Raw genomic sequence first — 14,782 nt, forward strand, 5'->3', positions numbered from 1 at the left:
AGCTCGCTGGGCTCATAACCCAGAGGTCACAGGTTCAAATCCTGTCCCCGCAACTTATGAAGGCCCCAACCGGCAGTTACGCCGGTTGGGGCCTTTCTTTTCCTTGGTTGCGCCCGGTTCCTAGTATTCTCTTTCGAAGGGTCCCACGATCTGTGGGCAGCCCCCCGTCATTCCTGAGAGGTATGTTGTTCGATGGCCACACCCACGAAGAAGCCCGGCTCCGCGACGGGGAAGCGGTCCCGGCTCTACTGGGCAGTTCCGGCCGTCCTCGTGGCACTGGTTGTGGTGGTCCTGATCGCCAAACTGCTCATGGGTCTTCCAGCAGTCGCGTCGTTCGTTGCCGAGTTCCCCGGCCGGTCGGAACTGCCCGGGAACGCCCCCGTAGGGTTCCCGGCCTGGCTGGCATGGCAGCACTTCTTGAACGCGTTCTTCCTGCTGCTGATCATCCGCACCGGATGGCAGGTGCGCACTACCACGCGCCCCAGCGGCCACTGGACCAGGAACAACAAGGGCCTCATCCGCACCAAAAACGCGCCCACTAAGATCAGCCTCGAGCTCTGGTTCCACCTGACGCTCGACGCCCTCTGGATCCTGAACGGCGTCGTCTTCGCCGTCCTGCTGTTCGCTACCGGGCAATGGATGCGCATTGTGCCCACCAGCTGGGATGTCTTCCCGAATGCCCTCTCGGCCGCCCTGCAATACGCGTCGCTGAACTGGCCCACTGAGGACGGCTGGGTCAACTACAACGCCCTGCAGCTCCTGGCGTACTTCGTGACTGTCTTCGTCGCCGCGCCGCTGGCGTTCATCACCGGCCTGCGGATGTCCTCGGCCTGGCCCAAGAAGGCTGCCGGCCTCAACAAGGCGTACCCCATCGAATGGGCCCGCGCCGTCCACTTCCCGGTGATGATCTACTTCGTGGCATTCATCGTGGTCCACGTATTCCTGGTGCTCACCACCGGCGCCCTGCGGAACCTGAACCACATGTACGGTGTCCGCGACGATGACGGCTGGTTCGGTTTCTGGGTCTTCCTGGCGTCCGTGGCGGTCATGGTGGCCGCCTGGTTCCTGGCCCGCCCGATCTTCCTGCGGCCCATTGCGTCACTGATGGGCAAGGTCAGCCGCTAGGCTCTGAGTCCTTGAGCTGCTGGTAGGTGTTCAGCGCCCGTTCCCGCGATTCCGGCAGGTCCACGAGTGGTTCCGGGTAGCCTTGGACGCCTGACTTCCAAGGCTCATGGATGGCCTTGCCATCCAGCTGCGCAAGTTCCGGTATGAACTCGCGCAGGTACCTGCCGGCGGCGTCGAACTTCTTGCTCTGCGTTACGGGATTGAAGATCCGGTAGTACGGTGAGGCGTCGGCGCCGGAACCAGCCACCCACTGCCAGTTGGCCGGGTTGTTGGCCGCGTCCGCGTCCACGAGCGTGTCCCAGAACCATTCCTCCCCGATCCGCCAGTCGGTCAGGAGGTTCTTGACCAGGAACGATGCGGCCGCCATCCGGACCCTGTTGTGCATCCAGCCTGTCTGCCACAGTTGCCGCATCCCTGCATCCACCAGGGGATAGCCGGTGTTTCCGTGCCGCCATGCCGCAAGTTCCTGTTTACCCGGAGAGCCCCACTGGAACCTGTCGAACGCCGGCCTGAAGTTTTGGGTTGCCAGGTCCGGATTGTGGTACAGCAGATGCCAGTTGAACTCGCGCCAGCCCAGTTCCGAACGGAAGATCCCGACGTCGGCAGGAACTTGGCGGGGGTGGCGGCGGCGGATCTCGCGCCACACGCGGAACGGGCTGACCTCACCGAAACGCAGGTAAGGGGACAGCCTGCTGGTGCCGTCGGTGCCAGGGAGGTTCCTGCCGGTGCCGTAGTCCTCGATGGGGCCGTCCAGAAAGTCCTCCAAGCGGTGTGCGGCACCTTTTTCGCCGGGCTCCCAGGCCTCGGCCAGGCCGCCGCTCCAGTCAGGGGAGGTGGGCAGGAGCTCCCAGCTGCCAAGCGTGTCGCTGGCGGGCAGTCCGCGGCCGGACGGAGCGGGCCCGGGCAGCGTCTCCGGCGCCTCGAAGGGGTCGCGGATGTCCGCCGCCGCGAGGCAGGCCCGCCAGAAGGGCGAATAGACCTTGTACGGGCCACCTGTGCCCGTTTGGATGGTCCAGGGCTCGAAGAGGAGGTTTGCCTGGAAGCTGGCGGCTTCGATCCCGTTACTGCCGGCCCAGTCCTTGAGCCCGGCATCAATCGTCCGCTCCGGCAGCCCGTACCGCCGGTTCCAAAAGATGTGGGACGCTTTGGTCCGGGTGGCCTGTTCCTGGATGATTCCTGCCGCGGGACCGCGGCGCAGGACCAGCCTGGAACCTTTGCTTTCCAAGTCGGCGGCCAGCGCCGCCAGGGAATGGTGCAACCACCAGCGGGTCGCGCCACCAAGCGGGCGTACCCCCTCGGACTCCTCGTCGAGGATATAGACCACCGTCATGGGACCGCCCAGCCGCGCCGCCGCGTCCAGGGCCGGGTTGTCGTCCAGGCGGAGGTCGTCGCGCAGCCATACCAGGGACGTTTCTTCAGTGGATGCCATACGACCACGCTACACACTGGAGGCACGGCAATGGCCGGGACACCGGTCCCGGCCATTGCCTTGTTTCCAAACGGCGGAGATGCCGCGGGTCAGAGCTTGTCGAAGTCGGCTTCGTCCACAATGGATTCGGTCGTTGCCTGGCTCCCGGCTCCAAGGGCGGGCTTGCCGCCGGCCTTCAGGGCCGCCAGCCTGGCTTCGATTTCCGTCTGCTCTCCCAGGTCTTCGAGCTGGTTGAACTGGGCGTCGAGGCTGGACGCCGCGAGTTCCTCCTGCCCGCGGACCTTGGCTTCTTCACGGCGGATCTTTTCTTCGAAGCGGCCCACCTCGCTGGTGGGGTCCATGATGTCGATGCTCTTGATGGCGTCGTGCACCTGCGACTGCGCGGCGGCGGTCTTGGACCTGGCAACAAGTTCGTTGCGCTTGCTGGTCAGCTGGTTGAGCTTGTTCTTCATCTGGTCCAGGCCCACTTTGAGCTTGTCCACCACTTCGCGCTGGGAGGCGATGCTTGGCTCAGCGCCCTTGGCTTCGCTCTCCGCCGCCATCTGGCGCTGCAGGGCCACCTTGGCCAGGTTGTCGAACTTCTCGGCGTCGGCGACATCGCCGGCGGCACGGAATTCGTCAGCCTTGCGGGAGGCGGCAAGGGCCTTGTTGCCCCAGTCCTGTGCGTTCTTGATGTCCTCGTTGTAGTCGTCCTCGAGCATCCGGAGGTTGCCGATGGTCTGGGCCACGGCGGATTCGGCCTCTGCGATGTTGTTGGTGTAGTCGCGAACCATCTGGTCCAGCATCTTCTGCGGATCTTCGGCGTTATCGAGCAAAGAGTTGATATTCGCCTTCGCCAGCTGCGCGATCCGGCCGAAAATGGACTGCTTAACCATGGTGTTTGCCTTTCGTCCTGCTCTGTGTTGACCCACTGGAACCGGTGCACAGTGGTTTACTGCTGCTGTCCGCCGGCCGGATTCCTCCGGGAGCGCGGCGGAAGGCCTAGAAACTGCCGGAGTCGCCGCCGCCGAAATCGCCGCCGCCAAAGTCTCCGCCGCCGAAGCCGCCGGAGTCGCCGCCCCAGCCGCCACCGCCGCCGTTGTCGCCACCCCAAGAGCCACCGCCGCCCCAGCCGCCGTGGCCGCCGTTCAGGATGGAGTTGATCAGGATGCCGCCGAGGATGGCACCGCCCAGGCCACCGCCGCCTCCTCCGCCGCCAAACATGCCGCCGCGCCCGAAGCCCTGGTTGGCGTAGCCGTCGAAGTGGTCGACGTCGGCCTGGGCCAGTTGTGCGGCCTGCGCCGCCAGGGCGTGGGCCTGCTGTGCGTAGGTCAGTGCCGTGACGGGATCGGTGCGGGCGATGGAGAGGGCGTAGTCGAGGTTCCGCTGGGACTCGGCCAGGCGGGTCCGGGCCTCCGTGCCGACACCGCCGCGCCGTGCGGTGATGTAGTCGGAGGTCGCGCTGATCTGCGCCTGCGCGGACATGATGGTCTGCTGCAGGGAGGCCTGGGCGCGCCGGGCCTGCTCCTGCTGGTCCCGTATCCCGGTCAGGGCCTGGTCCAGGGTCTGGTGCGCGCTTTCGACGCGTTGCAAGGTGGCGACGGGGTCGATCTTTCCGCCCTGGATTTCGGTTTTGACCTGGGCAAGTGCTGCTTCCACAGCGGCCACGGGCCCCGCCAGTTCGGCGTGGGTTCCGGACTGGATCATGGCTTTGGCCTGGGCCAGGTCCTGGGCGGTGTCCACCACGGCTGTCTCTACGCTGTTGCTTGCGTTGTCCAGGTTGGCGGACAGTTTGGAAATGGCATCCAGGAGGACGTTGGTCTGGTGCAGGCTCTCTTCGGCCGCGCGAACAGCCACGGCAGCCAGGCTTTGTTCGCCGCCGACGAGCTTCTGCTGTGCCGTCCCGGAAGCGTTCTGCACGAAGGCCAGCCGTTCCTTGGCCTGGACGATGTTGTCCGACACCTGGGCCAGCGCGCTGTCCGCATACTTGGACCGCATGGTGGCCAGGGACTGCTCGGCACTGGCAATCTTCGCATCCGCTTCCCTGGCTCCGGCGTTGACAGCCGCCAGAGCCTGGGGAGCGTTCTTTTCCAGCTCACGCAGCGAGTCGAAGTCCGCCTTCTGTTCCTGCAGGGAGGCGAGGGCGGCCTCTGACCGGCGGATGATCTCACCCAGCCAGGTCCGCTGCTGTTCTTCGGTGTCCGGGATGTGGTCATCGAGCTGCTGCTGCAGTTTGAAGGATTCGCCCATGTGGGCTTTGGCTTCCTCGAGCGCCTTGGTGAAGTTTCCCACCGCGGAGTCGCCGTACTGCGCCTGGGCGAAGCCAAGTTCCTGTTCGCTGGACTTGATGGCGTCATCGGCCTCAATCAGCAGGGAACCGCTCTTGCGGCGCAGTTCCTCGACGCTGAGCGATGCCAGTGGGTCCAGTTCGGCACCCTGCGGGCCGTAACTTCCGCTCGAGGCACCCTGGGTTGCGGCCTTCTTGCGCCGGTTGCGGTAGTACAGGTACGCGCCGCCGCCGGCCACCACGACGCCGGCACCCACCAGGACTGCGGCACCCGCGCCGTTGCCCGAGGAGACGTCGCCGTTGCCGCCATTGGCTGCGTCACCGATCGCTGATGCGGTGTCGATGGCTGCCTGTGCGAAGTCACGCTTGCCGGCACCGAGGTTGGCGGCAACAGCGTTTTGCGTGATATTGGTGCGTTTTGAATAGATTGGGCTCTTGGAGTTGGGGGAGAAGTAGTACTTTCCTTGATCGGTTGCAATGGCCAGGATCGCATCAGCTGGTCCCATGCCCTTCGCCTGCGCCACGGCATTACTCCAGGCTGCCGGATCCGTGGGGTTCTCGAAGGTCTTCACCGTGACCACGTAGAGGTTGTACTTGTGGTCCTTCAGCAACTTCTGGATGGAATCCTGGACTTCACCCTTCCGGCTGCCCAGGACGTTGGCATTGTCAACGATGTTGGTCCCGGAGGGAATGGCTACCGGGTCGTCGGCCCAGGCCGCGCCGGCGGGAACCGCGAGCAGCCCGGCAAGGCCGATCACGGCGAGGAAATGTTTGAACTTTGACCGCATGGCAACCCTTCAGCACGCCTGACACCGACTCGGGACGAATCAGTCGTCGAATCCAGCAGCGCCCCCACGCTTGGTGTGAAGCCGCAGGTCGCTGTGGCAATTCATCTTGATTCTATGGTGCACCCCACAGCCAGTCCATGCGGGCGAATATGCCGCCAGCGAAACGCAGGGTGCAGGTTCGCAGCCAATCCGCAAGCGTTCAGGAAGCTTTCAGCAAACATCCGAGTTTGTTCCAGCGGGACGGGTCATAGTTAATGGCAGACAAGGATGAAAGGAAGTCCCATGACTGAGAATCAAACGCCAGGACCGGTCCCGGAGGACAACGCGGGCAGCCGGAATCCCTGGCAGCAGCAGGACCCGCAGCAGCCCGGAGACCGGCCGGCCACTCAGTCCGGGGATGGAGCGGATGCGCGCGGCGAGCAGGGCCTCTACGGCGCTGCGGACCGGCACAACCCCACGGAACGGCTGGACCAGCCGCAGACCCACCAGGACCACACCCAGGAACTTCCCGGCGCGCCGAGGCCTGTGTATCCGCAGCGCCAGCCTTTCTACGGCCAGTCCGGGCCGTACGGCCAACAGCAGAACGGGCAGCCCATGCAGGGCAACGCACAGCCCGGTTACGGAACCGGCCCCGGAATGCAGCACGGGAGCGTCGGCCTGGCGCCCAATCCGAAGGACGCCCCGCGGCGCAAGGCGACCTTCGGCATCGGCACCCTCATTGCCAGCATCCTCGCAGCCGGCCTGGTGGGCGGCGGCGTGGCAACAGTGGGCGCCGGTGAACTCTTCGGAAACACCGGCTCCAGCGCGTCGTCGGCGGGTGGCGGCAACCAGCCGGGAACGGTCATCGTGAACAACAAGGACGACGTCAACGCCATCACGGCCGCAGCGGTGAAGGCTTCTCCCAGCGTCGTGACCATCAGCGCCACCAGCGGCAGCTCCGGCGGCACCGGTTCGGGCATCGTCCTTGACGACCAGGGACACATCCTGACCAACACCCACGTGGTCACGCTGGACGGCCAGACCGCCAACGCCACCCTGGAAATCCGCACCAGCGACGGCAAGGTCCTGCCGGCGAAGCTGGTGGGCACCGACCCCCTGTCCGACCTCGCGGTCATCAAGGTGGACGACACCTCGAGCCTCACGCCCGCCACCCTGGGGGATTCCTCCAAGCTCAACGTGGGTGACACCGCGATCGCCATTGGTTCACCGCTTGGCCTCACAGGGACGGTAACGGACGGCATTGTTTCCACGCTGAACCGGACCATCAGCGTGGCATCGTCGGCAGCCCCGCAAGGCGGTGACAACAGTCAGGGCGGCGGTGACCAGGGATTCCAGTTCGCCCCTCCGGGCGGCGGACAAAGCCAGCAAAGCTCGGGCCAGGGATCCATCGCCATCAACGTCATCCAGACCGATGCCGCGATCAACCCCGGCAACTCCGGCGGTGCGCTGGTCAACAGCAAGGGTGAGATCATCGGCGTCAACGTGGCTATCGCGTCCGCCGGTTCAGGGTCCGGCGCCTCGACGTCCCAGAGCGGGAACATCGGTGTCGGGTTCAGCATCCCGATCAACAACGCCAAGCGCGTGGCCCAGGAGATCATCGACAACGGCAAGGCCTCCCATGGCCAGCTCGGTGTCAGCGTCAAGGCCAAGACCACGTCCGGTGCATCTTCCGAATTCTCGGTAGGCGCCGATGTGGCCACGGTAGACGCCAGTTCGGCGGCAGGTAAGGCGGGAATCAAGGTTGGCGACGTCATCACCAAGTTCAACGACCTCAGCATCGGTGAACCGAACCAGCTGACCGCGGCCGTCCGGGAGCAGCCCGCGGGTTCCACGGTCAAGATCACGGTCCAGCGCGGCGGCAAGGAACAGACGTTCGACGTCACGCTCGGCGCGGCAGCCAACTGACACGCCCACGGCATTACGACGGCGGCGTCCCCACCCCGGGGGCGCCGCCGTCGGCATGTCCTGCGCAACGTAAAACCTGACACAGGCGTTAACGGAAGAGGGCGCCCGGACGCGCCGATATGGTTAGCTAGGAGCTACCCGCGTGCCGGGCATTCTGCGGCCATGACCCACCCGGCTGGCTGTCCACAAGCATGGAAGGCTGCTGTAATCACAGTGGAAGAGACATTGAAGATCGTAGTCCTGGTCAAACATGTACCGGACGCCCAGTTCGACCGCCACCTGGGCGGCGAGGGCAACACTGCGGACCGCGACGAAAGCATCTTGTCCGAGCTCGACGAATACGCCCTGGAAGCTGCCCTGCAGCTTGCCGAGGCGAGAGGCGGAAGCAAGGCGGGCAACCAGGTCATTGCCCTGAGCATGGGCCCGGCCGGAGCCGTCAACGCCGTGAAGAAGTCGCTGCAGATGGGCGCCACCGAAGGCGTCCACCTCACAGACGACGCACTTGCAGGCTCAGACGCTGCTGCTACGTCGCTGGCACTCGCCGCTGCCGTCCGGCACCTGGGCGGTGTGGACCTGGTCCTGACCGGCATGGCCTCCACCGACGGCGAGACCTCGCTGGTGCCGGCCCAGCTGGCAGAGCGGCTCGGGTTGCCGCAGGTGACCTTCGCTTCCTCGCTGGAGGTCGACGGCGGCCGGCTCACCGCCCGCCGCGACGCTGATACGTCATCGGAAACCGTGGAGGCACCGCTGCCCGCGGTTGTGTCCGTCACGGACCAGATCAACGAGCCGCGGTACCCCAACTTCAAGGGCATCATCGCTGCCAAGCGCAAGAGCATCACCACGCTCTCCTTGGCGGAGATCGGCGTGGACCCTGCCCAGGTCGGCTTTGCGGGATCCTGGACCACCGTCACCAGCGCCGAAGAGCGGCCGCCGAGGACCGCCGGCACCATCATCACCGACGAGGGCGACGCCGGCATCAAGCTGGTTGACTTCCTGGCCGCCCAGAAGCTGCTCTAAGAGGGACAACGACATGGCAAAAGTACTCGTATTCATCGACAACCCCGGAGCTTCGCTGAAGAAGAGCAGCCTGGAGCTGCTGACGCTGGCACGTTCACTGGGGGAGAGCGCCGTTGCGGTCAACGGAGACCTTTCCGACGACGTCGCAGCAACCTTCGCCGAATACGGTGTGGGCACCGTCCTGCATCCGTCGGTCCAGGACCTGGGCGACTTCCTGGTAGCTCCCAAGGCTGCTTACCTGGCGGCAGCGGCAGAGGCCGCCGGTGCAGGGATCGTCCTCCTGGACAACTCGCCGGAAGGCAAGGAGATCGCGGCGCGGCTGGGTATCAGGCTCAACGCCGGCGTGATCACAGACGTCGTCGCCGTGGACCCGGACGGCACCGCGCACAAGTCCGTCCTGGCCGGTTCCTACAACACGTCCTGCAAAGCCACCACGGCGGTGTCCGTGCTCACGCTCAAGGCAAACAACGTGGTACCGGGACCCGCCCCCGCACCCACCACGCCTGAATCGGCAACCGTCGAGGTGCCCGCCGTCGCAAACGCCGCCCGTATCACTGCCCGCGAGCAGAAGGTGGCCAGCGGCCGCCCGGACCTCACGGACGCACGGATCGTTGTGGCCGGCGGCCGCGGCATGGACGGCGACTTCGGTCCCGTCGAGGAACTGGCCGATGCCCTCGGTGCGGCCGTGGGTGCCTCCCGCGCCGCCACGGACGCAGGCTGGATCAGCCACGACGCGCAGGTGGGCCAGACCGGCAAGACGGTTTCCCCGCAGCTGTACATTTCTGCCGGTATTTCCGGTGCCATTCAGCAGAAGGCCGGCATGCAGACCTCCAAGGTGATCGTCGCCGTGAACAAGGATGCCGAGTCCCCGGTCTTCGAGATTGCGGACTTCGGCATCATCGGGGACGTGTTCGATGTTCTGCCGCAGGCCGCGGCCGAGATCAAGAAGCGAAAGGGCTGATTCGTTGACTGCTTCCAGCGAGCAGGCAGGGAGCCCGTTCAACCCGGATATCCACCGGGTTGGGCGGGTGCTCTGTTTTGCGGCCCATCCTGACGACATCGATTTCGGCGCGGCGGGTACGGTCGCCGCGTGGACGGCGGCCGGCGTGCAGGTGAGCTACTGCATCATGACCGACGGCGATGCCGGCGGTTTCGACCCTGCCCACCGGTCGGACATCATCGCCATGCGCGACTCCGAGCAGCGCCGGGCGGCGGACCTGGTGGGCGTCACCGACATCCATTACCTCCACCAGCGGGACGGGTACCTTGAACCGTCCCACGAGGTGATGAAGGACGTGGTGCGCCTGATCCGGCAGTTGCGCCCCGACGTCGTCCTCGCCATGCATCCTGAACGGAACTGGCAGCGGATCCAGAAGAGCCACCCTGACCATCTGGCCGTTGGGGAGGCGGTGACCCGGGCCGTTTACCCGGCACTGGAGAACCCGTTCGCCTACCCCGACCTGGCGGAAGCGGGCCTGGAAGCCTACAAACTCCCTTGGCTCTGGCTTTACGCGGGACCGGAGGAACGGGAAAACCACTTCGTCGATGTCACCGACCAGGTGGATGCGAAGCTCGCCGCCATCCACGTCCACGTCAGCCAGCATCCTGACGTGGAAGCCATGGAGGCCACCGTGCGCCAGGGGATGCGCACCAACGCCGAACGGGCAGGGATGCCGCACGGGCGCAGCGCCGAAGCCTTCCACGTGGTGGCGGTCAACGGGCCGGGCACCATCGCAGGCTTCTAGGACGGACAAAGCGCCCCGCTCCCATCGTGGGAACGGGGCGCTTTCGCGTTGCTTGCCGCAGCCTGACCGGAAGTCCGGGTCAGGCACCCAGCGGGGCCGCAGCAACCGTCGGCAGGGTTGGTGCCTTCGAGCCGCCGGCCGGTTCAACGGTGATGCCCAGTGATGCTGCCGAGTGGATGCCCTGGACCACGGCAGGCTTCGAGAGCGCCTGTTCGTCCATCAGGCCCTGGGACACAGGGGCGGAGCCATCCTTGGGAATAAGCCACATCTGGTAGACCTTGCCGGCCGGGGGAGCGGGCACGCCGCTCATTTTCACGACGGCGGCATCCTCCGACGCTGAGATCAGCACCGTCGCCTTGCCGCCGCCCTGAACGTTGACGGATGCCTCGCGCAGGTCCCCGGCACGCACCACCTGGTTGACGGGATCGTTCTGGTCAGCCAGGTAGGCGCCCACTCCTACGCCGCCAAGCGCGATGGCCGCTGCGGCTGCCACGCCCACCAGCCAGCGCCTCGTGCCGGACGGGCGGCGCTCTGCCCGGCGTTTGCGGGCCTGGGCCAGCTCGTCTGTCGGCTCTGCCGGTACTACCGCGCCTGCGCCCGGGGGCGCGGCCTCGGTGCCCGTGCGTCCGGTGCCCGCAGGCAGCTGGGCCACAATCCGATCGAACAGGTCCGACGGCGGCTCCTCCTCTACGCGGAAGGTACGCGCCAGCGTCTCCCGCGACTGGCGGACTCGCTCCATGAAGACCAGGCGCTCCGTCTCCGGCGCGGTGGCAATGTACTGGTCGATGGCGTCGCGTTCCTGCTCCGTGACCGCGTCAAGGGCATAGAGTTCGGCGAGGTCGACTGCCCGTCCTGCGGCAAGGTCCATGGCTACGGTATCGCCGAAGGCACGCGAACGGTCGTTACGGCTGTTGTCCATGTCGCTCATCTCAACTCACCCCCAGACAGGTCTTCAATCGGATCAGTCCATCGCGGATGCGGGACTTGATGGTGGGAACCGCGGCATTGAGCCGTTCTGCTACTTCCCGGTAGGTCAGGCCGCCGTAGTAGGCGAGGCGCACGGATTCCTGTTGTGTTTCGGTCAGCGTTTCAAGGCAGCGGACCACAGCCTCGGCCTCGAGCCTGCTTCCGACTTCGTCAGAGACGCTGTCGTGGTCGATGTCCTGCGTACTGGCCCCATACTTTGCCTCCCTGTCCGTGGAGGATTGCGAGGAACGGACCTTGTCCACCGCGCGACGGTGCGAGATGGTCATGAGCCAGGACAAGGGGCTGCCGGCCTGTGGATCGAACTTGGCTGCGTTTTGCCACACCTGCAAAAAAACTTCCTGGGTGGTGTCTTCGCTGAGTTCGGGATCGATCAGGACCCTGCGTGCCATGCCGAAAACCCGCCGGGACGTGAGCTGGTAGAACTCGGCAAACGCGGCCTGATCCCCGCGTGCAACAGCGGCCAACAGGGTTGACAGTCGCTGGCTGATGTCGGCTGGGGGATCAGTCACCGCGGCGGAGCCCTCGGGATTCGGCGCGTTGGGAGTTTCCATCACGTCCAAGCATAAGTCTCCGGCGGGAGGTTTCCGGGCAGTGCCGCTTATCTGGCGGTGTTCGCGCCTGGAATGCGCCTCGAGTAATGTCACCTGCCGCTCCTTGCTCCGCTCGAATGGGTTCACAAGGAATTCGGAGCCGTGCGGCAACCGGATGGGGCTGCCACAAAAAACATTGCTGCCCCGGGCGGCCCCGGTGGGCGGGACCTAGAGCTTGGCGCCGGCGAACCCCTGCTGCCGCCAGGCTTCGTAGACGGCAATGGACGCGGCGTTGGCGAGGTTGAGGGAGCGCAGCGCCGGAAGCATGGGAAGCCGGACTGTGGCGCTCACGTGCGGGTCGGTTTTCAGCTCTTCCGGCAGGCCCACAGATTCGCGGCCGAACATGAGGACGTCGCCTGGCTGGTAAGGGATGTCGGTGTAGCTGGTTGTACCGTCCGAGGTGAAGGCGTAGACCCGCTCCGGCTTGAGGTGTTCCCAGGCGTCTTCGATGCTCCGGTGGACTGTCACGACGGCGAGGTCATGGTAGTCCAGGCCCGCGCGGCGCAGCTTGGCGTCGGAGAAGTCGAACCCCAGGGGTTCCACGAGGTGCAGTTCAGCTCCCGTGATGGCGGCAAGCCGGATGGCGTTGCCGGTATTGCCGGGAATTTCAGGGGCATGGAAGAGGATGCGGAACACCACCCCATCCTAGCCAACCGCTGTCAGTGCATGCCGCGCAGCAGCCTGGCCAGGACAGGCACGTTCACGGTGTTGGGGGCCGGACCGGCGGCCAGGAACTCCTTGAGCCCGCGGACCAGGCCGGCCGCGTTGACGATCTGGACCGTTTCCAGGTCCCCCGCGGGGCGGCGGTGGTGGTCGATGACGGGCTCATGGAGGTTGCCGTCCGGGCTGAATACCACGGTCCACCCGGTGACGTTCAGTTCCGGGAAGATGTCCTGCATGGCCCACACCACCTGGGCAAGCTGGGGTGGCGCCACGGCGCGGCCCCCGTGGTTGAGGGTGCGGCCGTCCCAGGCGTAGGCGCCCTTGGGCAGCAGCATCGAGTTGACCAGGGCGAGGCGGTAGCCGGACAGTACGGCGTGGTCTATGTGGCTGTTGTCGGCCGGTGATTGCAGGCCGTTGATGAGCCGGGCCGCGGGGATGGCCGGCAGCACCTGGCGTGAGAGGAGCTGCACGGTGCGCAGTTCACGCTGGATGCGTGCCTCCGCCCCGAAGATTCCCCTCTTCCGGGGCATTCCATGCACCTGCTGGCGCGCCCGCTCGAACGGAACCAGCGGAACGCCGCCGCTTCCTTCATAGGGGGGAACGTAAACGGGAGGGTCCCCGGCGGTGTTCCGGCCGCCGCCTGGCCTGTGGACTGTGGCGGAGGCCCGGCTCCCTGCCGCCGGTGCATCAAAGTGGGCGCCGGCGTCGGATGGAACCTCACCGCCGGTACCCGCCGCGTAGGACCGGTCGTAGGCCTTGCGGCGCTGGGGATCGATCAGTGTCTCGTAGGCAGCGGTGACGCGGCGAAACGTTGCGGCGTCACCCCCGTGGTCCGGGTGTGCGGTCCTGGCAGCACGCCGGTACGCCACCTTGATCTCTTTCTCAGTGGCGGTGACGGCCACCCGGAGGACCTGGTAGTGGGAGCTGCTGCTCTCGGTCAAGCAATCGTCCTCTTCTTGTAGCGCCACGGGAAAGCGAAGTGCCCGCCCAGTCTAGCCAGCGCGGATGGCTGACCTGCACTGACAACGAGCGTCCGGGGTGCGCGGGTTCCCCGCGGCCGGAGCTTAGACTCGTGGATGCACAGCCGAACACCGGCTGGAGGGGATGCGACGGGGTGGAAATGGATTTGCCGACGACGGCCCGGCCGGCCGGCCGGGCATGGCACCTGGGGGTGCCGCTCGCCATGGCCGGGCTGGCGGCCGTTCTGCTGGCCGGCTGCAGCGTGGATGTCCGTGACCCTGCGGTCCCGGACGCGCCGCCAAGCACGCCCGCCCTGTCCACCCCGACCATCACCCCTGGCCACGATGCCGCGGCGGTGGCAGCCCGGGACCTGCCGTTTGCGGCCGGGACTACCTTGGCCCCGGGTGTCCCGGTAGGGATCTCCGATGAGCTCAAGCGCGCGCCGGGGTGGAAGCCGGTAACGGAGGATGTGTCCGGTGCGAGCCAATACGCCAAGGCTGACGGCTGCGTCGTCGTGGCCCGGGTCAGTACCGGACAGGGCCCGCTGGTCCGCGGGGACGACCGCGAATCCACCGTTGCCCTGTTCCAGTACTTGGACGCCACCATCCAGCCTTCGTATTTGATGACGGAGACCTTGCAGTGGGGCGGCAGCGTCGAAGAGCCCGGCAAGAGTGTCGAAGTCCTCGCGCTGGAACCGGCCGCACACGGCGGAAAATCGACTGTGGTTCTTGCCCGGGTCTTCGGCGCCGCGGGGTCGTCGGCCTATGTCTCGGTGTCCTGCCCGGATCCGGGCACGCTGGCCGCCGCCCGAAAAGACGTGGCGCGCTACTTGCCTTTGGTGCCGCCGTCGGCCTGAGCCCCGTGGTTGGCTGCCGAGAGCCGGTTGAGGGCCAGTGCGCCCACCAGGAGGCCGAAGTCACGCAGGGCTACGTCGAAGAAGCTTCCGAGGAGCAGCAGGTTGATGATGATCCCGGCAAGCCAGGCCGCTACCAGGAGTGAGCCGAAGCGTGGACGGACCGCGACGGCGATCCCCGCGATGATCTCCACGACGCCCACCACGCCCATGAAGGTTCGTGGGGCCAGGGGCACCAGGGCCGTGGCTTGGGGTGCCAGGTAGACGGTCCAGTCGGTGAGGATGTTGGTGAACTTGTCCAGGCCGAACAGGATCGGGGCGACCGTAAAGACAGTGCACAGCAGCAGGAAGGCCTGCCGTGTGGCCGACGCCGTGGCCGGTGCATGGTGTGTGCGCAATGCCGATGCTGATTTCATGATGTACTCTTTCTAAAAGTAGGTATGCCAATTTTAGA

General features: G+C 66.1%; 14 protein-coding genes. 6 read left to right on the forward strand and 8 right to left on the reverse strand.

The genetic code is table 11. The features are described 5' to 3' along the window. Positions 1-192 precede the first annotated feature (192 nt). Positions 193-1,125 carry a cytochrome b/b6 domain-containing protein gene (locus tag QRN53_RS18035; RefSeq protein WP_285245182.1) on the forward strand — a complete coding sequence of 311 codons (933 nt, stop codon included), beginning with the start codon at positions 193-195 and terminating at the stop codon, positions 1,123-1,125. Here the strand turns inward: QRN53_RS18035 and QRN53_RS18040 are convergent. From QRN53_RS18040 to QRN53_RS18050, 3 genes are all read right to left on the reverse strand, one after another. Then, positions 1,115-2,554, reverse strand: coding sequence for a cryptochrome/photolyase family protein (locus tag QRN53_RS18040; protein ID WP_285245183.1), 1,440 nt, complete (start codon positions 2,552-2,554; stop codon positions 1,115-1,117). The genes QRN53_RS18035 and QRN53_RS18040 overlap by 11 nt on opposite strands. Before the next feature lie 89 nt (positions 2,555-2,643). Beyond that, a complete protein-coding gene (locus QRN53_RS18045; protein ID WP_285245184.1) occupies positions 2,644-3,429 on the reverse strand; it encodes a PspA/IM30 family protein in 786 nt (261 codons plus the stop codon). Positions 3,430-3,535: 106 nt separating this feature from the next. Then, positions 3,536-5,608 carry a TPM domain-containing protein gene (locus QRN53_RS18050; protein ID WP_285245185.1) on the reverse strand — a complete coding sequence of 691 codons (2,073 nt, stop codon included), beginning with the start codon at positions 5,606-5,608 and terminating at the stop codon, positions 3,536-3,538. A gap of 282 nt (positions 5,609-5,890) precedes the next feature. On the opposite strand from QRN53_RS18050, the gene QRN53_RS18055 reads away from it, so the two are divergent. The 4 genes from QRN53_RS18055 to QRN53_RS18070 all read left to right on the forward strand — a co-directional run bounded on the left by QRN53_RS18055 (position 5,891) and on the right by QRN53_RS18070 (position 10,275). Beyond that, on the forward strand, positions 5,891-7,513 hold the full coding sequence (locus QRN53_RS18055) for a trypsin-like peptidase domain-containing protein (RefSeq protein WP_285245186.1): 1,623 nt from the start codon (positions 5,891-5,893) through the stop codon (positions 7,511-7,513). A gap of 225 nt (positions 7,514-7,738) precedes the next feature. Beyond that, a complete protein-coding gene (locus QRN53_RS18060) occupies positions 7,739-8,530 on the forward strand; it encodes an electron transfer flavoprotein subunit beta/FixA family protein (protein ID WP_285245187.1) in 792 nt (263 codons plus the stop codon). A 13-nt stretch (positions 8,531-8,543) separates the two neighbouring features. Next, on the forward strand, positions 8,544-9,491 hold the full coding sequence (locus tag QRN53_RS18065; RefSeq protein WP_285245188.1) for an electron transfer flavoprotein subunit alpha/FixB family protein: 948 nt from the start codon (positions 8,544-8,546) through the stop codon (positions 9,489-9,491). A gap of 4 nt (positions 9,492-9,495) precedes the next feature. After that, complete coding sequence (locus tag QRN53_RS18070; protein WP_285245189.1) at positions 9,496-10,275, forward strand: PIG-L deacetylase family protein; 780 nt, start codon at positions 9,496-9,498, stop codon at positions 10,273-10,275. Positions 10,276-10,354: 79 nt separating this feature from the next. Here QRN53_RS18070 and QRN53_RS18075 read toward each other — a convergent pair whose 3' ends face one another. The 4 genes from QRN53_RS18075 to QRN53_RS18090 form a co-directional block, all read right to left on the reverse strand. Beyond that, positions 10,355-11,194 carry an anti-sigma factor gene (locus QRN53_RS18075; protein ID WP_502934856.1) on the reverse strand — a complete coding sequence of 280 codons (840 nt, stop codon included), beginning with the start codon at positions 11,192-11,194 and terminating at the stop codon, positions 10,355-10,357. Positions 11,195-11,204: 10 nt separating this feature from the next. After that, entirely contained in the window at positions 11,205-11,813 is a 609-nt protein-coding gene (locus tag QRN53_RS18080; protein WP_109863770.1) for a sigma-70 family RNA polymerase sigma factor, read from the reverse strand. Positions 11,814-12,020: 207 nt separating this feature from the next. After that, positions 12,021-12,488, reverse strand: a complete 468-nt coding sequence (locus QRN53_RS18085; RefSeq protein ID WP_285245191.1) for a tRNA (cytidine(34)-2'-O)-methyltransferase — start codon at positions 12,486-12,488, stop codon at positions 12,021-12,023. 23 nt (positions 12,489-12,511) lie between these two features. Then, on the reverse strand, positions 12,512-13,456 hold the full coding sequence (locus QRN53_RS18090; RefSeq protein ID WP_285245192.1) for a J domain-containing protein: 945 nt from the start codon (positions 13,454-13,456) through the stop codon (positions 12,512-12,514). Positions 13,457-13,635: 179 nt separating this feature from the next. Between QRN53_RS18090 and QRN53_RS18095 the strand changes: the two genes are divergently transcribed. Continuing rightward, positions 13,636-14,331, forward strand: coding sequence for a hypothetical protein (locus QRN53_RS18095; protein WP_285245209.1), 696 nt, complete (start codon positions 13,636-13,638; stop codon positions 14,329-14,331). On the opposite strand, the gene QRN53_RS18100 is transcribed toward QRN53_RS18095, so the two are convergent. Next, entirely contained in the window at positions 14,301-14,744 is a 444-nt protein-coding gene (locus QRN53_RS18100; RefSeq protein WP_285245193.1) for a hypothetical protein, read from the reverse strand. The two genes, QRN53_RS18095 and QRN53_RS18100, sit on opposite strands and share 31 nt — an antisense overlap. Between the last annotated feature and the right edge of the window lie 38 nt (positions 14,745-14,782).

Source organism: Pseudarthrobacter sp. fls2-241-R2A-127, assembly GCF_030209355.1.
Classification (GTDB): domain Bacteria; phylum Actinomycetota; class Actinomycetes; order Actinomycetales; family Micrococcaceae; genus Arthrobacter.

Bases quoted from the DNA above. Each gene is read 5' to 3' on its own strand.
- QRN53_RS18035 (WP_285245182.1), top strand. From the start codon at position 193: ATGGCCACACCCACGAAGAAGCCCGGCTCCGCGACGGGGAAGCGGTCC.
- QRN53_RS18040 (WP_285245183.1), bottom strand. From the start codon at position 2,554: ATGGCATCCACTGAAGAAACGTCCCTGGTATGGCTGCGCGACGACCTC.
- QRN53_RS18045 (WP_285245184.1), bottom strand. From the start codon at position 3,429: ATGGTTAAGCAGTCCATTTTCGGCCGGATCGCGCAGCTGGCGAAGGCG.
- QRN53_RS18050 (WP_285245185.1), bottom strand. From the start codon at position 5,608: ATGCGGTCAAAGTTCAAACATTTCCTCGCCGTGATCGGCCTTGCCGGG.
- QRN53_RS18055 (WP_285245186.1), top strand. From the start codon at position 5,891: ATGACTGAGAATCAAACGCCAGGACCGGTCCCGGAGGACAACGCGGGC.
- QRN53_RS18065 (WP_285245188.1), top strand. From the start codon at position 8,544: ATGGCAAAAGTACTCGTATTCATCGACAACCCCGGAGCTTCGCTGAAG.
- QRN53_RS18075 (WP_502934856.1), bottom strand. From the start codon at position 11,194: ATGGACAACAGCCGTAACGACCGTTCGCGTGCCTTCGGCGATACCGTA.
- QRN53_RS18080 (WP_109863770.1), bottom strand. From the start codon at position 11,813: ATGGAAACTCCCAACGCGCCGAATCCCGAGGGCTCCGCCGCGGTGACT.
- QRN53_RS18095 (WP_285245209.1), top strand. From the start codon at position 13,636: ATGGATTTGCCGACGACGGCCCGGCCGGCCGGCCGGGCATGGCACCTG.
- QRN53_RS18100 (WP_285245193.1), bottom strand. From the start codon at position 14,744: ATGAAATCAGCATCGGCATTGCGCACACACCATGCACCGGCCACGGCG.